This is a genomic window from Caballeronia udeis (assembly GCF_001544555.2).
GTDB classification, from domain to species: domain Bacteria; phylum Pseudomonadota; class Gammaproteobacteria; order Burkholderiales; family Burkholderiaceae; genus Caballeronia; species Caballeronia udeis.
The window spans coordinates 41,812-61,367 of sequence record NZ_FCOK02000035.1; the positions used below are offsets into that span (position 1 = coordinate 41,812).

A 19,556-nucleotide genomic window follows, 5' to 3' on the forward strand; every position below is an offset into this window, starting at 1 on the left:
CTCGGCTTCTACGAGGCTGCGTCGACTGCGGCGGAAGCGCCGCCGCGGGCGTGCTTATGCTGACCCTGAGCGCCGCTTGCTGGCGCTTCGGCGCTCGCCGGCGCTTCGGCGCTGGCGCCCGATGCGGGCCGTGCCGGAGCCGCCTGGATCTTCGCGCCGTCGCTCAACCGGTCGGTACCGTCGGTCACCACGATGTTGCCGGCCGCAAGCCCGGACGTAATGACCGTATTCTTGCCGTCGCTCGGGCCGAGGGTGACCTTGTGCACGGACACGGTGTTGTTGGTGTTCACGAGGTAGACATAATCGCCCGGTGCGCCGGTTTGCACCGCCGGGGTCGGCACCAGCACGGCATTTTGCAGCGTATCGACGAGCAGCTTGACGTTGACGAACTCGCTCGGGAACAGTGCCTCGTCGTCGTTGGGGAATGTCGCCCGAAGCGTTACCGTGCCCGTGCTGGTTGCCATCTGGTTGCTGACCGCGTACAGCGTGCCGGTGGCGATCTCCCGCGAGTTGTCGCTGCTGTAGGCGGTGACCGGCAGGCTCGCGCCCGTGCTCATGCGCTGCAGCACGCCTGCAAGCGAGTCTTGCGGCACCGTGAATTGCACGGTGGTGGGTTTCATCGAGGTGATGACCACGATACCGGGCGATGACGACGCGGTCACATAGTTGCCCGGATCGACAAGGCGCAGGCCGACGCGCCCGGAAACCGGTGCTGTGATGTGGCAATAAGCCAGGTCAAGGTCGAACTGCGCAATGTTGGCCAGGTCGACCTTCACCGCGGCCTCGTCCTGCTGCACGAGGAATTGCTGGTCGGCAAAAGTCTGCTCGGCAATGGACTTGCGTTCGTTCAGTTGCGTAAAGCGGACGAGGTCGGCGCGCGCCTGTGCGAGTGCAGCCCGGTCCTTGGCGAGTGTCGCCTCGGCCTGCTGCTTGGAGATTTCATACTGGCGCGAATCGATCTGGGCAAGGAACTGCCCTTTCTGCACGTCCTGGCCTTCCTTATAGCCGACCGCTGTGAGGTATCCGCTCAGTTGCGGCAAGACAGTCACGGTGGCGGTGGGGGTCACGGTGCCCAGCTCACTCAGGATTTCCGGCATCGACCCGAGCGTCGCGGTGGCGACCGTCACGACTTGCGGTGCGACCGGACGCTCCGGTTTCTTGGCCCGCAGCAAATGTACGACCACCGCCGCAATCAGCACCAGCACCACCAACAAGAGCAAGGCACGCCCGCGCCTGGAGCGCTTTACCTGCGTGGAACCGGTGTCGCTCATACCGCTCATACCTACGCCCTCCGAAAACAAACACTGCCCTGGATAACCGGGGGGCCGATCAGGAACCCAGCCCGGCAAATGCCACATGTCTCTCATCACCGGCTTAGCCGGCGTTTGACGGAATCCGTCATGATCTGCAAACAAGCTTGCTGAATCAGCCAGGCATTGCTGCCGTTTTATTCATTAGCGGAGACGCCCCTGGGCAAGACCTGGCATGCCATCGAAAGTACTTAGCCCCTAAGTGATCCAAGGAGGGCATGCAAGTTCATCGGGCTGGATGCAATGGCTCCTGCAACGAATGAATAAGACGGTATCGCAGTGTATCGAACTGGAGGGCGATTTTTGACCGATCGTGTTGGGCGATGCATTCCGAACCATTACGATATGAGCGTGCGTAACGTCTTGTAATACGACGGTGGATTTTCCTAAGAAAATATCGTAAATATCATCGATATGGGGTGCTATCGATTATTGTCAGGTTACAGAAAGAAAAAAGAAAGCTAATGGTGAGGCAAGCAATAGGAGGCTGTGCGTGGATGTCTGGTGTGGAGAAAAGTAGATTACAAATTGCTTGGGGATTACTAACTAAATAGTCACGCGATGCGCCGTCAGGATTGGCCGTTATCGCTCATTCGCGCTTAGGTTGATGCTGCTCGCCGCGGCCCGGTGGATGCCCGCACGACGAGTGCAGATGGCGGAGCGAGCACCATGGTCGGCAGCATTGCTGGTGTTTCAATGAGCTGGATCAGCCGATCGACGGACAACTCGGCAATGGCCGCGGTCTGGATCGCGACCGTCGTCAAAGCGGGGTGCACCTGATGCGCGAGCTGGATGTCCGTGATGCCGATCACTGAGACATCGTCCGGCACCTTGCGCCCAAGCGTGATCAACGCTTGCGCCGCGCCGATTGCCAGCAGGTCGTTGGTCGCGAAAATCGCGGTGAGATGAGGGCGGTTCGCCATCAACTGCATGCATGCGGCGTAACCGGCGTCGATCGAGTCGCGGATCTGCAGCACCGCCGCGGCATCCGCTTCAATTCCGGCCTTGCGCATGGCGGCGCGAAACCCATTGGACCGGGCATCCTGCAAACCGCCGCAACCGTCTCCTATCAGCAGGCCGATCTCGCGGTGCCCGAGTTCGAGCAGATGCCCGGCGGCCAGCGCCCCCGCGTGCGCAAAATCCACGGCAATGCAGGGGAGTGCGGGCGGTGTTTCCGGATGCTCCCACATGGCCAGCAGGATTGGCGCGCTGTGCATGGCCGACGCGCACAGGTCGTTAATGGCAATATCGGTGTTCATCACGAGCACACCGTCCGCCAGCGTTCCCGCAATCTGGTTAAGGTAAGCGCGGCCGATCTCCGCGTCGTCGTCGGTGTTGCACACCATCAGGAAGTGGCCTGCCTTGCGCGCGGCCCGTTCGGCCGCCAGCACGAACTCGGGATAGAACGGGTTCGAGATGTTCGAGAGCATCAACGCGAGAGTCGACGAACGGCCTTCGGCCAGTGCACGCGCGTTCAAATTGGGCCGATAGCCGAGATCGGCAATTGCCTTCAGCACGCGGTCGGCCGTTTCCGGGCGGACCTTTTCGCGATTGCGCAGCACGTTGGACACGGTCGCCGCGGTGACATGCGCGCGCTTCGCAACTTCAGACAGAGTGACCATTTTCTATTTTTCCCACATTCAGGGAATGCTATTCAAATGTTGCAAGCGATGGGTGACGTTGATAACTTTCTGAAAACACAACGGAGACACGCATCATGACTGATTCGATCGTACCTGAATTTAAGCGATTAAATGCACGCGGCACAACGATGGGCCGTTTATTTTACGCAAAAATTTAAGCGGTTAAATCAGGAGGCGGCATGGCAACAATTTGTCTTGCGAACGTGCAGAAGTCATACGGTGACCATCCGCCGGTAATCAGGCGCGTGAACCTGGAGATCGCGCAGCACGAGTTCTGCGTTTTCCTGGGGCCATCGGGATGCGGTAAGTCGACCCTGCTGAGAATGATTGCCGGTCTCGAAGACCTGAGCGAAGGAGAGCTGCATATTGGCGGACGTCTTGTGAACGATGTGCCTGCAGCCGCGCGCGGCGTCGCCATGGTGTTCCAGAGCTACGCGTTGTTTCCGCACATGACCGTGTTCGACAACATGGCATTCGGCCTGAAGCTCGCGAAGCAGCCGAGGGACGTGATCGACCGGAAGGTGCGTGAAGCCGCGCGCATCCTGCAACTGGACAGTTACCTCGATCGATTCCCAAAAGCCCTCTCGGGCGGCCAAAGGCAGCGTGTCGCAATCGGCCGGGCCATCGTGCGCGAACCCGGCGTGTTCCTGTTCGATGAACCACTCTCGAATCTCGATGCCGCGTTGCGCGGCCAGACGCGTGTGGAAATCGCCCGGCTGCACCAGCGCTTCGCAAATGCAAGCGTGGTCTATGTGACCCACGATCAGGTCGAGGCCATGACGCTTGCCGACCGGATCGTGCTGCTGCACGCGGGCGCGGACGCGGAGCGCTTCGGCAGCGTTGCGCAGACCGGCGCGCCGCTCGAGCTGTATCACCATCCGAAGTCGAGCTTCGTCGCGGGGTTCATCGGCTCACCGAGAATGAATTTCATCGAAGCGGTTGTCGAATCGATTGGCCCGGGCAGTGTGACGGTGACGCTCGCGAAAAGCGGCGAATGCTTAGTTATCCATGTCGATGGCCAGCGCTTGCAGCGCGGCCAGCCGGTCACGCTTGGCGTGCGCCCGGAACACCTGCGGCTCGATGGAGACGAGCAGTCCATTCAGTGCGTCACTGTGTTGTCGGAACGGCTTGGCGAGCACAGCTACATTCACGCGGATCACGCGGCCGGCACGCTCGTCGCGAAAGCGCCCGGCGATACGCCGATCAGTTCAGGCGAGCGCATCCGCATTCATGTGCCCGCGTCGGCGTGCCACTTGTTCGACGCGGATGGACTTGCGCTTCGGCGCCACGCGTTCGAGCCAGAACGAATCGCAGCTTAAGGCTTAAAGCACGCACGCATAGCTTCAAAACCCAATTCCGCCGTAGAGCGGGTTACATCGTCTGACAGTGATTTTCTGTCAGCCAACAAGGTAGTCAAGGAGACAAAGATGATTGCTCATCGCCTTCGCAGTCTGGCTCACGCATCAGTGGCAGCCGCGCTCGCAGCAGGCTTGCTCTGCTGCGCCGTGGCTGACGCCGCCACGCTGACGGTCAACGTATCGGCGCGCGGTAACCAGCGCTCGACCTGGCAGGACGCGTTCGACAAATTCAAGAAAGCTAACCCCGACGTCGACCTAAAGGTGACCTATATCACCGAAGAGGCGTACAAGGTGCAGATGGGCGGCTGGCTCGCCACCGATCCGCCTGACGTGGTGTCGTGGCACGACGGTGAGCGGATGGCGTATTACGCACAGCGTGGCCTGCTGGAAGACCTGTCGCCCGACTGGAGCAAGAATGGCTGGTCGCAGCAATACGCGTCGGTTAAAGAAGCGTCGACGTACCAGGGCAAGCAGTACGCGGCGCCGCTCGGTTACGACGCTTACGGATTCTTCTACCGGAAGGATCTGTTCGAGAAGGCCGGCATCAAGGGTGAGCCCAAAACCTGGGATGAATTTCTCGACGCCTGCAAGAAGCTAAAGGCAAGCGGCGTTGCGCCAATCGCGGTAGCCGCGCGCGACAGCTGGACGCTTGCCGCATGGTTCGACTATCTCGACCTGCGTATCAACGGCAATGCGTTCCATCAGCAATTGATGGCAGGCGAAATTCCGTACACCGATCCGCGCGTGAAGAAAGTCTATATCGCGTGGAAAACGCTGATCGACAACCACTACTACATTGACGACGCGCTGTCCTACGATCTCGATTCCATTGCGCCATTTCTCGCCAACGGCAAGGCTTCGATGATGCTGATGGGCACATTCTTCTCGGCGAGCATTCCGGCCTCCATCCGGCCTCAGACCGGCTTCTTCCGTTTCCCGGTGATCGACCCCAATGTGCCGCTGGCCGAAGACGGCCCCGTCAATGTCCTGCTGATTCCGGCGAAGGCAAAAAACAAGGCTGATGCCCACAAGCTGCTGGCTTTCATGGAGCAGCCGCAGATCAATGCCGATCTTGCGAGGGGCTGGGGGCAACTGCCGTCGAACAGCCAGTCCGCTGAACCTGAAGACGAGATTTCGAAGGTCGGCTTCCAGACGCTTGCGAACACGAAAGGCGGCATTGCACAGTTCTACGACCGCGACATGACGAAGGAAATGGCCGACGAAGGAATGAAGGCGATGCAGCAGTTCTATAGCGATCCGTCGCAACTCGACGCCGTGCTCGTCCGCCTCGAAGCGACCCGCAAGCGTATCTACAAGAAGTAACCAGAAGCAAACCCGGCGGCGCCAGCGGTTGCGTGTTGCACAACGGCTGGCGCTCGCCAACGATCCCCGACGAGGCCCGATCATGTCTCATTCCGCAGCGCACCGCTTACCCGCGGTTCGGCGCCGGCACGTCTCGAGTACACGCCGTCATCAGCACCGTGCCGCATTTTTCTTCCTGCTGCCGGGTTGTGCGTTGTTTTGCCTGTGCGTGGTGTACCCGATCATCAGCAGCATTTTCCTCAGCTTTTATAACTGGGACGGAATGACGCCGAAGACCTTCGCCGGCTTCGATAACTACATCGAGCTGTTCCACTCGGACACGTTCTACACGGCGCTCAAGAACAACCTGATCTGGCTCGCGCTGTTCCTGCTGGCGCCGCCGCTCGGCTTGCTGTTCGCGTTGTACCTGAACCAGCATGTGCGTGGCATGCGCATGGTGAAGTCGCTGTTCTTTGCGCCGTTCGTGCTCTCGGGCGTGGTGGTGGGCCTCGTGTTCAGCTGGTTTTATGATCCTGGCTTTGGTTTGCTAAGGCTGATTGTTGGCCACGGCATTCCTGTGCTCGGCGATCCGCACACGGTGACGCTGGGGATCATCTTCGCCGCGTTGTGGCCTCAGACGCCCTTCTGCATGGTGCTGTATCTCACGGGTCTGACGGCCATCAATCCGGAGGTGGTCGAGGCGGCGCGCATGGAAGGTGCGAAGGGCGTGGCGCTGCTGTGGCACGTGATTCTTCCTCAGTTGCGGCCTGCCACGTTCATGGCCGTGGTGCTCACCGTGATCGGCGCGCTGCGCAGTTTCGACCTGATCGCGGTGATGAGCGGCGGGGGACCGTTCGACAGCTCCACCGTGCTCGCCTATTACATGTACGACCAGGCAATCAAGTATTACCGCGAAGGATATTCCGCAGCAATCGCTGTCGTGCTGTTCGCGATCATGCTCGTTTATATCGTGTTCCATCTGCGCCGCATGCTGCGCGAAGAACGCTGATTTCCAGGAGTCACGTGCCATGTATCCGCTTCCCGTTGAACGCTGGAAACCGCTTAACCGCAGGCTCTACAAAGCGTCGCTGCCGCTTGCGCTGCTGATCTGGCTGTTGCCTATGCTGGCCGTGCTCGTTACATCGATACGCTCTTCGGAGGAGTTGTCGCAAGGCGACTACTGGGGCTGGCCGAAGCATTTTGCGTTGATCGAGAACTACGGCACGGCGCTTACGCAAACGCCGATGCTGCATTACTTCGCCAATAGCGTGCTGATCACCGTGCCGTCGGTGATCGGGGCGATCGTGCTGGCTTCGATGGCGGGTTTTGCGTTGGCGACCTACCGGTTCCCGGGCAATACCGCCGTGCTGTTCGCGTTCGTCGCCGGCAACTTCGTGCCTATCCAGATCCTGATGATCCCGGTACGCGACATGGCGCTGAAAGTGGGCCTGTTCAATACCGTGTGGGCGCTGGTGATTTTCCATGTGTCGTTTCAAACCGGCTTTTGCACGCTGTTCCTGCGCAACTTCATCAAGCAGTTGCCCTTCGAGTTGATCGAGGCCGCGCGCGTGGAAGGGGCCAGTGAATGGACCATCTACCTGCGCATCGTGCTGCCGCTGATCCGGCCTGCGCTCGCGGCGCTCGGGATCCTCGTGTTCACGTTCGTCTGGAACGACTACTTCTGGGCGCTATGCCTCACGCAAGGCGACGAGGCTGCGCCAATCACCGTGGGCGTCGCCGCGCTCAAAGGGCAATGGACGACCGCGTGGAATCTCGTCGCCGCCGGTTCGGTGCTGGCCGCGTTGCCCTCCGTGCTGATGTTCTTCGCGATGCAAAAGCATTTCGTCGCCGGTCTGACTTTTGGTGCAAGCAAGGGCTAGGCGCTTATTCACCGTCATCGCCATCATTCATTAACGAGACTTTCTCATGCAACTTGGTGTTTGCTATTACCCGGAACAGTGGCCCCGTTCGATGTGGGCCGACGATGCAAAGCGTATGGCCGAACTCGGCATCACGCATGTGAGGATTGCGGAATTCGCGTGGAGCCGGATGGAGCCGCGCGCCGGCAAATTCGTCTGGGAGTGGCTTGACGAAGCCATTGAGACGCTGGCGGCTGCGGGGCTGAAGCTCGTGCTGGGCACACCCACTGCGTCGCCGCCGAAATGGCTGATTGACGAGTATCCGGAGGTGCTGCCGGTGCGTGCGGATGGCGTGCGCTGGAACTTCGGCTCGCGTCGCCACTACGATATTTCCAGCGAAATTTACAGGCGTGAGTGCGTGCGTTTCGTCACCGTGATGGCTGAGCGCTACGGGCGGCATCCGTCTATTGTCGCCTGGCAGACCGATAACGAACTCGGTTGCCACGACTCCGTGCCGAGTTATTCGGCCGCCGCGCTGAAGCGCTTTCACGCGTGGCTGCAGCTTCGCTATGAAAGCGTGAATGCGCTGAACGAAGCCTGGGGCAATGTGTTCTGGAGCATGGAGTATTCGGCGTTCGATGCAATCGGCTTGCCGAACCTGACGCCTACCGACGCCAATCCGATTCATCTGCTCGACTTCCGCCGTTTCATGTCCGACGAAGTGGCGAGTTTTCATCGTGAACAGATCGAGGTGCTGCGACGGCATGCACCCACGGCTGACCTGCTGCATAACTTCATGGGCTTTTTTACGACCTTTGATCATTACCGCTTCTCTGAAGACAACGCGATCGATGTGGCTGCGTGGGACAGCTATCCAATCGCACGTACCGAATCGATCGCGCTGCCTGAAGAACAGAAAGCACGTTACGCACGGACCGCGCATCCCGATGTATCCGCGTTCGATCATGATCGTTATCGGGCGATAGGCGGCGGACGTTTCTGGGTGATGGAGCAGCAGGCGGGACCGGTGAACTGGGCTGCATGGAATCCGGTTCCGGCGAAGGGCATGGTCAGGCTGTGGGCGTATGAAGCGTTCGCGCACGGCGCGGAACTGGTGTCGTATTTTCGCTGGCGCCAGTGTCCGTTTGCACAGGAGCAGATGCACTCCGGGCTCAATCTGCCGAATAACGAACTGTCACCCGGTGGTCTGGAAGTGCAGCAGGCGGCCCGCGAGATCGCGGCATCGGCGGCGCTCTCAGGACTCGGCGCGCCGACGCGTGCAACCACCGCGATTGTGTTCGACTACGAGACGCAATGGATGTTCGAGATCCAGCGTCACGGCAAAACCTTCGACTACCAGACGTTGGTGTTCGACTACTATGAGGCGCTGCGTGAACTCGGCCTGGACGTCGATATTGTTTCGAGCAAGGCTGATTTGTCACCGTACCGGCTAGTGGTTGTTCCGAGCATTGCTGTAATCGATCAAACGCTTGTCGGCCAGATAGAAAGGAGTTCCGCGCAATGGGTCTTCGGTCCGAGAAGCGGCTCGAAGACGACCGCATTCGCGATCCCTTCCAGCCTCCCGCCCGGCCCGCTGCAAAAGGTATTGCCAATGCAGGTGCTGGAAGTCGAGACGCTGCGTCCAACGCTTACGCCCGTACTTTCTTTCGGTGACCACCAGGGTCATGCGATGCATTGGCGTGAGCATGTTCGAGCCAATGGCGAGACGCGCGTCGATGCGCAGTTCGACGACGCATGGCCGGCTGTGCTCAGCCACAGAAACGTTCGGTATATAGCGGCGTGGCTGTCGCACGGATTGCATCGCGCGGTATTGGAGCAGGCGGCGAAGGAGGCAGGGATCGAGACTCAACTGCTGGCCGACGGTTTGCGCATTCGCCGGCGCGGTGACCTGACCTTCGCGTTCAATTTTAGCGAGCAGCAAGTGCAGGCTCCTGCACCGGTCAACGCGACGTTCGTGCTCGGGCAGCAACAGCTTGCGACCGGTGATGTCTGCGCGTGGCGATGAGTCATGGCGAGCGAGGACTCCAGCGTGGATCAACACCGTGCGGAGCCCACCCGGCGCCTCAAGCGACTCGTCGTCCTTCGATCGGGTATCCGGGATCGGTGTAGCCGGGTGTTGACGCACGACGAATCAAACCTCGCGACCTTCGACGATTCGATTGTCCACAGCGCTTAATTTATCGGCCGCAACGGCATGTGACTAGACGGCAGAATCGGCAAACGCATATGAGCGAGATTCATTAATGATCCGCCACAACCCCTGAAAAAAATCTCCACAACCTACTTGACATGGCGGATCGAGTCTCTATAGTTAACTTCATGGTTAAGTTTCAGGAAAACGCATTGGACCGCACTTTCGCCGCGTTGGCCGACCCAACGCGGCGTGCGCTCCTTGCACGCTTGTCCGCGCACGCGGACCTGTCGGTGAGCGAACTCGCAGAGCCGTTTGCGATGTCGTTGCCGGCCGTTATGAAACATCTGGATGTGTTGTCGGATGCTGGTCTGATCACGCGCGCCAAGACAGGCCGCACCGTCGCGTGCCGGCTTGCCGCCGGACCGATGGAGGAGGCGATGGAATGGCTCAACCGCTATCAGCGCTTCTGGACCGATGCCCTTGACCGCCTTGTCGCCTTTGTGGAGGAGGACCCATGCCCACCCAACCCAGTCTCACGCTCCAGCGCAGAATCAACGCAAAACCCGCCAAAATCTACGCCGCCTGGACGGAACCGTCGCAAATCGTGAAGTGGATGCATCCGTACAATAACGAAGTGATTCACGCGGAGATGGACGTGCGGGTCGGCGGGCGCTTCCGGATTGTCATGCGCACGCCCGAGGGCGAGGAGCACGACGTAAGCGGCGTGTACCAGGAGGTCGTTCCAGACGAAAAACTCGTCTACACGTGGGTGTGGCGCAGCACGCCGGAGCGGGAGTCCCTCGTTACGTTCACGCTGCGCAGAGAAGGTGAGGGTGACGGCGAGCGCACGTTACTCACGCTGAAGCATGAGCAGTTTGCGGATGAAGCAGCACGCGAGAGTCACGAGGGTGGCTGGAACCAGGTTCTCGATGAACTTGCACGGCAGTTTGCCTGATCACTTCATGACAGGAGGAAACGCACATGGAACCGCATCGAATTGTTTCGAGGGAAGAATGGCTCGCGGCGCACAAGGCGCATCTGGCGGAGGAAAAGGCGTTGACGCGTGCGCGCGACGCGTTGGCCAAAAAGCGCCGTGCGTTGCCCTGGGAGACGGTCGAGACTACATATACGTTCGACACTCCACATGGCCGCAAGACGCTCGCTGACCTGTTCAACGGACGCAGCCAGTTGATTGTCTATCACTTCATGTTAGGGCCGGACTGGGAGGAGGGGTGCCCGGGCTGCTCATTCCTGTCCGATCATATCGACGGTGCGCTGCTTCATGTCGAGCAACGAGATGTCGCGTACGTGGCGGTGTCGCGTGCGCCGCTTGAGAAAATAGAGGTGTTCAAAAAGCGCATGGGCTGGCATTTCCGCTGGGTGTCGTCGTTTGGCAGCGACTTCAACTACGACTATCACGTGTCGTTCACGCCTGAACAGCGGGAAAAAGGTAAGGTGTACTACAACTTCGAGATGAACGACGTCACGGCAGGTGGCTTCGACGGCGACGAATTGCCTGGGATCAGCGTGTTCTACAAGGATGATGCCGGCGATGTGTTCCATACGTTCTCGGCGTATGGACGCGGCGGCGAGCCGCTCATCGGTACCTACAACCTGCTCGATCTCACGCCGAAAGGCCGCGACGAACAGCACAACATGGGCGACTGGTTGCGTCATCACGATCGTTATGACGAAGTGCGTAACGGCGCAGGTAGCGGCCCGGCTCCCCACCAGGAAACCGGGGACTGCTGCCACTAGTTGAACGCGGCGAACGCTGCAAGCAGGCATCGGCACCGTGCGCCCATAGCGTGCGCGGTGCTTAAAAATCCAGAGGAGAAGCGCCCGTGATGGACCGCATCATGGCGATGCGGACGTTCGTGCGCATTGTCGACACCAACAGCTTTACCCGGGCCGCGAGTTCGCTCGGCATTCCGCGCGCAAGCGCGACCACGCTCCTGCAGAGCCTCGAGGCAATGCTTGGCATCTCGCTGCTCGTGCGCACCACGCGCCGGCTCAACCTGACCTCCGAGGGCGCTGCCTATTACGAGCGTTGCGTGCAGATCCTCGCGGATATCGACGACATCGAGGCGAGCCTGAGGCGGTTAGACGACCGGCCGCGCGGGCGGCTACGCGTCGAGATACCGGCGGCGGTCGCCAATGCGATCGTGCTTCCCGCGCTCGCGGACTTTCACGCGCGCTACGAGGATATCGTGCTCACGTTCGGCGTCAGCAACCGGCACGTCGACCTGGTCGGTGAAGCGATCGATTGCTGCATTCTGATTGGAGCGTTGCCGGATTCGGGCCTCTCGGGCCTGTCGGTCCGCAGGCTCGGTGCGCTTGAGCATGTGACCTGTGCGAGCCCGCTCTATCTCACGCGGCAAGGAACGCCCGTGCGGCTCGACGAACTGACTGACCACGTCGCGGTGAATTGCCTGTGCGCGCAGACCGGGCGCGCGGCGGACTTCGATTTTCAGGTCGATGGCGGCACGGTCAACGTGCCGCTTGGAGGCTTCGTACAGGTCAGCGACGAGCACGCGTATCTGGAATGCGGACTGCGTGGGCTGGGTCTGATCCAGCCGCCGCGTGCGCTCGCGCAGCCGTATCTTGACTCCGGGCGCCTGCGTGAGGTGTTGCCACACTACCGGCCTGCACCCATGCCGGTATCCGTCGCGTATTTGCGTCATCGCCGTGTTCCGCCGCGCGTGCGTGCGTTCGTCAACTGGCTCGCGGAACTGTTCGAGACGGCGCGGCATGTGAGTCATGAACTGCCACACCTGCGCCCGGTTCTGAGTGGCATGGAGGCGGACGAACCGGCTTGAGTACGGCGCGATTCAAACGGCAGGACGCGAATGAGGATGACTGACTCGTTTCACTCCGAATCAAGCCACGAATCGAGGCCAACACGGAACGCGACGGCCACGATCACCGGAACGGTCAGCATCATCACTATGCCGAAGTTCTCGATCATGTCACCGTACATGATCGGCTTGTATAGCACGATGCCCGAGACGATAACGAACGCAACGAAGCCGACGAGCACCATCAGGATGCTGCGCAGCGCGATGGACGGCTGCCAGCGCTTCGGTTTGCGCGGGGCGGCACCGGGCTGCTCCGCATTCGGCGAAGTGTTCGGTTCAGATTTTTCTTTATTTTCTGGCATGGCGCAGCTAGGTGAGGGGCGACCGAATTCGGAGATGAGGCCGGTTACATTCGGGGGTTTCAGTTGGAACGTGTCATTGCGGCAGGTTGCGATGAGCTGACCGGCACGCAATGATTGTGTCACAGGCGGAGTACGCTGAGCAGGAAGCCGCGGGGTCATTCCGGTGTCTGTCATAGGCGAAGTCCTGCCGGTCCATCTGCAACCGTCGTCCAGCGCTTTCATTCTCCATTCAAACCAGATGATACTGCCGCTATCGCTCGACACGATGACGTGCCGTAATGCGCAGTAATCGTCGAGATGGGGAGATGTCAAACCGCGCGGATGGCCTCGGGCGTCGGTGTCACTGACGGGTGAGCGTTGGCGCAGGATCTGCTGTGCCCATCCCGGTTAGATGTGCCGCTACTTGGGCGTAAGCGGCGGTAAAACCATCCCGGCGACATGCCGGCAATCGTGGCGGTTAATCAACCACCGCCGCCGAGTTCCAGAGGCCAACTTCACGCTACTGCGAGACGCGCACGATCGTACCATGCAGGTAGCGCAGCAAGCGATGCGGCGGTTGAGAAGCAATCAGGAATTCGCGTTGTGACTTCTGGCCTTGGCCGTGCGACCTGGGGACTGCTTGTTTCAGCTAGCCGACGTGGATGCACGCCATTTTTCGCTGCCTGCGTGCGCAGAGTGGGGCTGGTACTTTACCGAGCTCCAAGGGCCGGTTATTGGACCCGTCGCACGCAGCAGATCGCGCTCTAGCGGGTCGGGTTAGCGAGCTTTCCCTAGCACCATGCGCATCATGCAAAACGCACTAAAATAACTGACCGCGCTTATTTCCTTCAAGGGTAAGCGAAACTACTTCAGTTCGTTAGCATGACTGCCTTCATAGAGACCAAAGTGAATCCGTTGCTTGCCGGTAGATGCCTTTGCGGCGCAGTCCATTACGCAGTGAAGGACGAGTTCATCTATGCGTTGAACTGCCATTGCTCAAACTGTCGCCGGGCGACGGGTTCGGCGTTCAAGCCATTCGCCGGAATCGAGCGCGACAAGCTGAGCATCACCCAAGGGCAGGGCAACCTGTTGATTTTCGGCGACGAAAATGCAGCACACGATGTTCATTGCAAGCTATGCGGAAGCCTTATGTTTTCGGTAGTCGGTGAAGGACGGGTGCACGTTACTTTGGGAACGCTTAGCGACACCCCGACCGTTCGCCCGACCGCACACATTTTTGTCGGCTCGAAAGCAGCGTGGCATTCCATCACCGACCAATTACCGCAGTACGACGAATTCGACTAACACGAGGGAGTCGATGATTGAACTACTCGACGCACGCACGGCATGTTCCGTTTGGCCGTGGCTCAGGATCCTGCTGCGCTGAAATGTTCCAGCAGGAAATCGATCACACTGCGCAGCTTAGCCGTAGGCCGGCGATCCTGCGCGTAAATCAGATGCATGGGCGAGGGCTTATACAACCAGGACGGCAAAACCGGCACTAAACGGCCTTCGGCAAGATCATCGGCCAATGACACTTCGGGCTGAAGCACAATGCCTGCGCCACACAATGCTGCGATCCGCAACGCACTGCCCTGGTTTGAGGTGAACCGGCCTTTCACCAACACTTCGCAAGCTTCGCCACCCGGTCCAAGCAGGTGCCAGCGATCATGCCGGGGCCAGTACAACAGGCCCAGGCAAGCATGCGCATTCAACTGCTCCGGGTGTTCGGGCTGCCCATGCTTCGCCAGGTAGGAAGGCGCGGCGGCCAGTATCCTGCGGTACGGCTGCAGCGGCCGCGCGACCAACCCGGTGTCGTCCATGTCACCAATATGGATGCCCAGCTCGTAGCCTTCGCCAATCAAGTCGGGTACCCGGTTGTCCAGCGTCAGTTCGACGCTGACTTCGGGATGACGCGCCAGATGCGAGAGTTGGGTGAAGGAGGCTTTGAACGTGACCATCCGATGCCTTCCGTTCGATCAGCCGCACGACGACGTCGGCTTGGGATGTGTCGTCCGCGGCAAACCCAGAAGCACCGTTGCGCTTTTCGCCAGGAATTACTGAGATCAGGCTCAACGTTGCTATTAATCCAGTGTTGCCCGAACGGGTCGTACGGGACATCCCGGGCGTAAGACGCTTCGGGCTCGCGAGCGACCACCGGGCGAGCGCCATCGACGGCGAGCCTCCGTGCAATCCGTGGCACGTTTTCCCCCCTGCACGGCGCGCTGGCTCATGCAGTGTCTACCGAAGCCCGGCGCGCTGCCGGATCAACTAACTGCCGGGAGGTTGGGGCGCCACCCTCTGCCAGCCGCCGGGGCATGCCTTGACATACGGGTAGTAACCCTCGGGCTTCCCGCAGTAATACCAGTAGGAGGATTGCGGCGCGCCGCCGCCGGCCACGTCTGCTTGCGCGCCCGTCTGCCCCTGCTCCATATATTGAGTCGGCGCCGAGGAATCGACCACCGGCACCGGCGCGTAAGGATAGTAACCAGAGTAGTAACCGGGATCGTAGTAGGGGTAGCCGTACGGGTAGCCATAGGGATACCCGTAGGCAAATCCCGGACCAAAATAGACACCGATGGACCCGCCGCCGCAGCAGTGCCCGCCGTGGTAGTAGCCACCACCGTGGTAGTAGCCACCACCGTGGTAATAGCCGCCACCGCCGCCATGATAATAAGTGCCACCGCCCCAGCCACCCCTGCCGGCCACGGCTGCGCCGCTGGCTCCCAGGAGGATCGCCAACACCAGCAATAGCTGGCCTGCTCTTCGCCCATTCATGATGATCACCTCGACTGTCCGCACCAATTCAGGTTGGCTCACCGAGCCGAATCTTGCCGAGGGCAAGCACGCCTGAATCAGGACCGGTTAATCACAAGTGTATGAATTTTGGCGGCATTTTTCATTGTTTGTGACGCGGGGGTGCAACGCGATAGTCAGGGGACCCAGGATGGCAGGTTTGCCATGTTCCGGTCATCCGCGGGTCATGGCTTGTCGGTCGCTGTTGACACGGCGCTGGTAGCGCCGGGGATCTCGCACCTGACCAACCGGATGCTGGTGAAAGGTCCCAGCGTTAACGCGGTTTACCCCGGGCACTTTTCCGGGCGCTCGCGGAGCGGGGCGCTTCTTTATCGGTCGGGGTGCTGCCGCCGGTCATCTGTTCCATCCAGGACAACGCGTCGACATACGACAAGAACTGCTGCAGATACCCAGGCGACAACTGGCGCATCAGAGACAGCGACCTGTGCACGAGACTACTCGAGTTGAGTGGACCGGCATTCCCGGGCACTTGCGCGAGCGACTGGCGAAACTGTTTCTCGGTACTGACCTTGGTCCAGGTTTCCCTGAAGTAATCGAGCACCTCCAGTTCTGGATAGGAGGGCGTCCGCTGCGAGGCGAGCCCGTCGTTATCTGAAGGTGAAAGCGCTTGGCTGGCGATGTAATCGATCAATCCAGCGAGCGTTCGGGGAGCGGGCTCGCCGGGCGGCGCTGCGCGGTTTGCATCGACATCGACATCGGCAGCTTTCGCTGCGGCCCTTTCGAGGTCGTCAGCATAAGCCTCAATCAGTTTGGACAGCCTTTCATCCAGGATGCGACGTGCTTCGCCGCTGTGACCGGCCGCCCTCCGGTCCAACGCTTCGATGAAATAAAAGCGAACAGGATCCAGTCGATCAGCGCCGCTCGCGCGCCATGCGTCGAGCACCAGACGGGCCTGGCTCGTCACATCATTGACGTCATCGCTATCGCCATCGTTAACGTCATCACGGACGTGATCACCAACGCTACCCACGGGGCTTCACCGTTGTTGCCGACGGCCTTGGGACAGGCGCTATTTCAACGCGGCGGTTCTTCGCCCGTCCCTCGTTGTCGGCATTCGAACTCACAGGCTGTTGGGAGCCGAACGCGGCCGCGAATACCGAGGAGGAGGGGACGCCGTTATCGATCAACGCGCGGGTCACCGTCAGCGCACGCTGGGCCGACAGCTCCCAGTTGTCCGCAAAGCGACGGTTAGCCTCCCGCACCTGCCGGTCATCGGTAAAACCGCTCACCATCAGGATCTGGTCATTGGCCTGGAGATAAGCGGACAGCGGCCCCGCCAGGCTCTTCAGTACCTCGCGGCCTTCGGGCTGCAGTTGATCGGAGTTCAGCGCGAACAAAACGCTGCCGTTGATGCCAATGCGCCCGTTGACCAGCGTCACCCGGCCTGCTGCCAACGGCCCTGCCAGCGCCTGCTCCAGGGTCTTGCGGCGCTGGGTTTCCATCTGCCGCTGCTTGACCTCCTGGTCCAGCCTGGACGAGAGTTCCAGCTGCACGCCAATGACACCCACCATGATCAGCATGAAGGCGCCCAGCAGCACCGACATCAGGTCGGCGAAGGCGGGCCATATCGGCGCTGCCGGCTCTACGCCGCCATCGATTTCCTCGCTCATGCCGCTGCGGCTCCGGCCGACGCACGCCGCCCGGCGAGCTGTTGCAGGTCTTCAACAATCTGCTTCTGCGACATCATGCTCAAGTCGATGACTTCCCGAGCCTGCGCCACATAGTAGGCAAGCTGTTCGTCGCTGCGCGCGAGGGATTTGTCCAGCGCCGCCTCGATCCGCTGCAAGTGGGTCACCAGCTTGTCGTTGGACTCGCCGAACACCTGTACGGCGGCCCCGAATGCTTCACCCAGGCTTGCCACTTCGACCGCGCTCCCCGTGACCTGCGCGGCAACGGCGCCGAGCTTCGCGGTTTCCGCTTCGACCTTGTCAGCGAACTGGGTGCCGACACGATCCAGCAGCCCCGCCGACGTCGAGACCAGCGCGTCGACAGCAGTGCGTTGCTCGGTGGAGGCGTGGTTTACGGCATCGAGCAGGGTCTCCAGCGTGGCCAGCAGACGGCTGCGCTCTTCCAGCATGGCGGTGTCGCGGACCATGCTGTCGGAGAGCTTCTGGCGCAGTTCGGCAACGACTTCTGCCGCAGCCTTCGGGGCTTCCGACGCGGCTTGCACGAGCCGCTCTATTTCAGCAATCGTGTCGCTGGCGTGTGCCTGTGTCTGAGCCGATATCTCGCGTGCGGTCCGCTCCAGCGTGTCGCAAATTTCCTGCTGCCGGCTTGCCGTGCGCGTGCCCGTTTGCTCCCACTCGCGGCTCAACGTGGCGGCCATGGAACCGAGCGCTTCCGTCCAGGCTGTCAGCCGTTGCTGGTCCCGCGACGCCAGTTCCGCCTGCAAGTCTGCCGCGGCCTTGGGCGCTTGCGCTGCAACTTCCGCGATCCTGTCGATCTCGGCGATCGTGCTGCTGGTGTGCGCCTGCGTCTGGGCCGATATGTCGCGCGCGGTTTGCGCCAGCGTGTCGCACATCTGCTGCTGCCGGCTCGCGGCCAGCGTGCCCGCCTGTTCCCACTGGCGGCTCAGCGAAGCGGCCATTGAACCGAGGGTCCCGGTCCAGACCGCCAGCCGCTCTTCGTCCCGCGATGCCAATTCCGCCTGCAAGCCCGCATGCGACTGGTCCACCGTGCGCAGCAGTGATGCCGCGTGTTGCCCGAAGGTCGCTGCGGCCGCTGCCAGGGCCTGCTGGTTGTGGCTCGCCAGCTTCTCGCCGACGCTTGTCTGCTGCGACAGCGCCGCGTTCCACGCTTCCGATACGCGGCCTGCCGTCGTTTCCAGGCGCGCGGAGACGCCTTCGAGCAGGCCGGCCGAGCGTTGCTCAAAGGTCTCGGTGAATTGATCCAGCGAAGTGCGCAGGTGTCGGGTGAGCGCTTCGCTCGATTGCCGGTGCTCCACGAGTGCCTGATTCCAGATATCCGCCACGGTCGTGGTCGTTGCCGCGAAACCGGTCGTCAGTCCATCCAGTTGCCGTTGCACCGCGTTCGTGACCGTGCCGTGCAACGAAGCCGTCTCGCGTGCGAGACCCGCCATCGTCGCTTCGACAACCGGCTGAAGCGCCGCGCCCGCCGTGCGGGCGCTTTCGGCAATGCTTTCCTTCATCGACCGCTCAACCGATGAAGCCAGGCGGGCGTAGATTCCTTCGGTCTTGCCGTGGAAAGCGTCCTGGCTGGCGATCTGGCGCGCGTTTAAAGCCAGGTTCTGTTGCTCGATGGTCGCCATCATCGTTTGCAGCCGGTCGACGAGGGTGGGCATCACTTCGGTCTGCCGCTGCAAGAGCCTGAAGGTTTCCTCGCGCTGATGGGCCTGCGAGTAAATGCGCAGTGTCGTCCCGATCTTCACGTCGAGCATGTGCGCTGCCTGGATCCGTTCACGCCGGCATAACGCGGAGAGCAGCCCCAGCATGGCGGAGGTGGCCACGCCCGCGATCGAAGTGCCGAACGCAAATCCCAGCCCCTTCACCGGTGCGGCCAGCGACGCGCGGATAGCCTCGATGTCGGTCGCGCTGTCCAGCGCCAGCCCGGTGCCTCTCAAGGTCGCCACCATGCCCAGGAGCGTGCCCAGCATGCCCAGCAGCACGAGCAGGCCGACCAGATAGGGCGCCAGCGCCGGGCCGGCCAAGGCCACGCGTTCGCCCTCGACCCGCAGGCGAACCGGATTGCGCAGGCTGGGGTGCAGGGGCTCGAGCCAGGCGCCCAGGCTGGGCGGGGGGCCGGACAGGCCTGTGACGGCAAGCGTCAGGGAGGACGTGGCCTGGCTGTAGCGTCGCAGCTCAAACGCGCCCGCCAGGTAGCAGGCGCCAATCAACATCGTGACGGCCAGCGCCAGCGGGTTCGAGCCGACGTAGCCGGCGCCGATCCAGCATACGGCGGCCAGACCTACCAAAAAAACAGCGAGATTAAGCAGATTTCTGGACATAGTGTCCCA

The 19,556-nt window shown here is 61.1% G+C and carries 19 protein-coding genes; 11 read left to right on the forward strand and 8 right to left on the reverse strand.

The genetic code is table 11. The annotated features are described in order from the left end of the window. Positions 1-8 precede the first annotated feature (8 nt). Both AWB69_RS23400 and AWB69_RS23405 read right to left on the reverse strand, forming a co-directional pair. Positions 9-1,271: an efflux RND transporter periplasmic adaptor subunit gene (locus AWB69_RS23400; RefSeq protein WP_062089249.1), complete on the reverse strand. Its 1,263-nt coding sequence runs from the start codon at positions 1,269-1,271 to the stop codon at positions 9-11. Positions 1,272-1,909: 638 nt separating this feature from the next. Next, positions 1,910-2,932 carry a LacI family DNA-binding transcriptional regulator gene (locus AWB69_RS23405; protein WP_062089204.1) on the reverse strand — a complete coding sequence of 341 codons (1,023 nt, stop codon included), beginning with the start codon at positions 2,930-2,932 and terminating at the stop codon, positions 1,910-1,912. Positions 2,933-3,132: 200 nt separating this feature from the next. Here AWB69_RS23405 and AWB69_RS23410 point away from each other — a divergent pair, with 200 nt between their 5' ends. The 9 genes from AWB69_RS23410 (at position 3,133) to AWB69_RS23450 (ending at position 12,446) form a co-directional block, all read left to right on the forward strand. Next, complete coding sequence (locus tag AWB69_RS23410) at positions 3,133-4,272, forward strand: ABC transporter ATP-binding protein (RefSeq protein WP_062089205.1); 1,140 nt, start codon at positions 3,133-3,135, stop codon at positions 4,270-4,272. Positions 4,273-4,380: 108 nt separating this feature from the next. Further along, positions 4,381-5,634 carry an ABC transporter substrate-binding protein gene (locus tag AWB69_RS23415; protein ID WP_062089206.1) on the forward strand — a complete coding sequence of 418 codons (1,254 nt, stop codon included), beginning with the start codon at positions 4,381-4,383 and terminating at the stop codon, positions 5,632-5,634. An 82-nt stretch (positions 5,635-5,716) separates the two neighbouring features. Next, a complete protein-coding gene (locus AWB69_RS23420; protein WP_062089207.1) occupies positions 5,717-6,622 on the forward strand; it encodes a carbohydrate ABC transporter permease in 906 nt (301 codons plus the stop codon). A 19-nt stretch (positions 6,623-6,641) separates the two neighbouring features. After that, complete coding sequence (locus AWB69_RS23425; protein WP_062089208.1) at positions 6,642-7,493, forward strand: carbohydrate ABC transporter permease; 852 nt, start codon at positions 6,642-6,644, stop codon at positions 7,491-7,493. 46 nt (positions 7,494-7,539) lie between these two features. Next, complete coding sequence (locus AWB69_RS23430; protein WP_062089209.1) at positions 7,540-9,498, forward strand: beta-galactosidase; 1,959 nt, start codon at positions 7,540-7,542, stop codon at positions 9,496-9,498. Between the two features lie 314 nt (positions 9,499-9,812). Beyond that, positions 9,813-10,235: an ArsR/SmtB family transcription factor gene (locus AWB69_RS23435; protein WP_062089210.1), complete on the forward strand. Its 423-nt coding sequence runs from the start codon at positions 9,813-9,815 to the stop codon at positions 10,233-10,235. Next, positions 10,142-10,582 carry an SRPBCC family protein gene (locus tag AWB69_RS23440; protein WP_062089211.1) on the forward strand — a complete coding sequence of 147 codons (441 nt, stop codon included), beginning with the start codon at positions 10,142-10,144 and terminating at the stop codon, positions 10,580-10,582. The genes AWB69_RS23435 and AWB69_RS23440 overlap by 94 nt, the downstream gene beginning before the upstream one ends. 26 nt (positions 10,583-10,608) lie before the next feature. Next, entirely contained in the window at positions 10,609-11,385 is a 777-nt protein-coding gene (locus AWB69_RS23445; protein ID WP_062089212.1) for a DUF899 domain-containing protein, read from the forward strand. A gap of 86 nt (positions 11,386-11,471) precedes the next feature. Next, the gene (locus tag AWB69_RS23450) at positions 11,472-12,446 is read left to right on the forward strand and encodes a LysR family transcriptional regulator (protein ID WP_062089213.1); all 975 of its coding nucleotides are present in this window, start codon (positions 11,472-11,474) and stop codon (positions 12,444-12,446) included. A 50-nt stretch (positions 12,447-12,496) separates the two neighbouring features. Here the strand turns inward: AWB69_RS23450 and AWB69_RS50565 are convergent, their stop codons facing one another. Then, positions 12,497-12,961, reverse strand: coding sequence for a hypothetical protein (locus tag AWB69_RS50565; RefSeq protein WP_331712686.1), 465 nt, complete (start codon positions 12,959-12,961; stop codon positions 12,497-12,499). 711 nt (positions 12,962-13,672) lie between these two features. On the opposite strand from AWB69_RS50565, the gene AWB69_RS23460 reads away from it, so the two are divergent. Beyond that, on the forward strand, positions 13,673-14,071 hold the full coding sequence (locus AWB69_RS23460) for a GFA family protein (RefSeq protein WP_231937209.1): 399 nt from the start codon (positions 13,673-13,675) through the stop codon (positions 14,069-14,071). Between the two features lie 62 nt (positions 14,072-14,133). Here AWB69_RS23460 and AWB69_RS23465 read toward each other — a convergent pair whose 3' ends face one another. Further along, entirely contained in the window at positions 14,134-14,727 is a 594-nt protein-coding gene (locus AWB69_RS23465) for a LysR substrate-binding domain-containing protein (protein WP_082913541.1), read from the reverse strand. Here AWB69_RS23465 and AWB69_RS50835 point away from each other — a divergent pair. Next, a complete protein-coding gene (locus AWB69_RS50835; RefSeq protein WP_197500301.1) occupies positions 14,720-14,830 on the forward strand; it encodes a hypothetical protein in 111 nt (36 codons plus the stop codon). The two genes, AWB69_RS23465 and AWB69_RS50835, sit on opposite strands and share 8 nt — an antisense overlap. A 207-nt stretch (positions 14,831-15,037) precedes the next feature. On the opposite strand, the gene AWB69_RS23470 is transcribed toward AWB69_RS50835, so the two are convergent. The 4 genes from AWB69_RS23470 to AWB69_RS23485 all read right to left on the reverse strand — a co-directional run bounded on the left by AWB69_RS23470 (position 15,038) and on the right by AWB69_RS23485 (position 19,547). Beyond that, complete coding sequence (locus AWB69_RS23470; protein WP_063977885.1) at positions 15,038-15,544, reverse strand: hypothetical protein; 507 nt, start codon at positions 15,542-15,544, stop codon at positions 15,038-15,040. Positions 15,545-15,836: 292 nt separating this feature from the next. Next, positions 15,837-16,553 carry a DUF2894 domain-containing protein gene (locus AWB69_RS23475; RefSeq protein ID WP_082913543.1) on the reverse strand — a complete coding sequence of 239 codons (717 nt, stop codon included), beginning with the start codon at positions 16,551-16,553 and terminating at the stop codon, positions 15,837-15,839. After that, the gene (locus AWB69_RS23480; RefSeq protein ID WP_062089217.1) at positions 16,546-17,193 is read right to left on the reverse strand and encodes an OmpA family protein; all 648 of its coding nucleotides are present in this window, start codon (positions 17,191-17,193) and stop codon (positions 16,546-16,548) included. The genes AWB69_RS23475 and AWB69_RS23480 overlap by 8 nt, the downstream gene beginning before the upstream one ends. Further along, a complete protein-coding gene (locus AWB69_RS23485) occupies positions 17,190-19,547 on the reverse strand; it encodes a DUF802 domain-containing protein (RefSeq protein WP_062089218.1) in 2,358 nt (785 codons plus the stop codon). Before AWB69_RS23485 ends, AWB69_RS23480 begins: the two co-directional genes overlap by 4 nt. Positions 19,548-19,556: the final 9 nt, after the last annotated feature.

Bases quoted from the DNA above. Each gene is read 5' to 3' on its own strand.
- AWB69_RS23425 (WP_062089208.1), top strand. From the start codon at position 6,642: ATGTATCCGCTTCCCGTTGAACGCTGGAAACCGCTTAACCGCAGGCTC.
- AWB69_RS50565 (WP_331712686.1), bottom strand. From the start codon at position 12,961: ATGACAGACACCGGAATGACCCCGCGGCTTCCTGCTCAGCGTACTCCG.
- AWB69_RS23405 (WP_062089204.1), bottom strand. From the start codon at position 2,932: ATGGTCACTCTGTCTGAAGTTGCGAAGCGCGCGCATGTCACCGCGGCG.
- AWB69_RS23415 (WP_062089206.1), top strand. From the start codon at position 4,381: ATGATTGCTCATCGCCTTCGCAGTCTGGCTCACGCATCAGTGGCAGCC.
- AWB69_RS23420 (WP_062089207.1), top strand. From the start codon at position 5,717: ATGTCTCATTCCGCAGCGCACCGCTTACCCGCGGTTCGGCGCCGGCAC.
- AWB69_RS23435 (WP_062089210.1), top strand. From the start codon at position 9,813: ATGGTTAAGTTTCAGGAAAACGCATTGGACCGCACTTTCGCCGCGTTG.
- AWB69_RS23410 (WP_062089205.1), top strand. From the start codon at position 3,133: ATGGCAACAATTTGTCTTGCGAACGTGCAGAAGTCATACGGTGACCAT.
- AWB69_RS23445 (WP_062089212.1), top strand. From the start codon at position 10,609: ATGGAACCGCATCGAATTGTTTCGAGGGAAGAATGGCTCGCGGCGCAC.
- AWB69_RS23480 (WP_062089217.1), bottom strand. From the start codon at position 17,193: ATGAGCGAGGAAATCGATGGCGGCGTAGAGCCGGCAGCGCCGATATGG.
- AWB69_RS23470 (WP_063977885.1), bottom strand. From the start codon at position 15,544: ATGAATGGGCGAAGAGCAGGCCAGCTATTGCTGGTGTTGGCGATCCTC.
- AWB69_RS23440 (WP_062089211.1), top strand. From the start codon at position 10,142: ATGCCCACCCAACCCAGTCTCACGCTCCAGCGCAGAATCAACGCAAAA.
- AWB69_RS23485 (WP_062089218.1), bottom strand. From the start codon at position 19,547: ATGTCCAGAAATCTGCTTAATCTCGCTGTTTTTTTGGTAGGTCTGGCC.
- AWB69_RS23465 (WP_082913541.1), bottom strand. From the start codon at position 14,727: ATGGTCACGTTCAAAGCCTCCTTCACCCAACTCTCGCATCTGGCGCGT.
- AWB69_RS23430 (WP_062089209.1), top strand. From the start codon at position 7,540: ATGCAACTTGGTGTTTGCTATTACCCGGAACAGTGGCCCCGTTCGATG.
- AWB69_RS23400 (WP_062089249.1), bottom strand. From the start codon at position 1,271: ATGAGCGACACCGGTTCCACGCAGGTAAAGCGCTCCAGGCGCGGGCGT.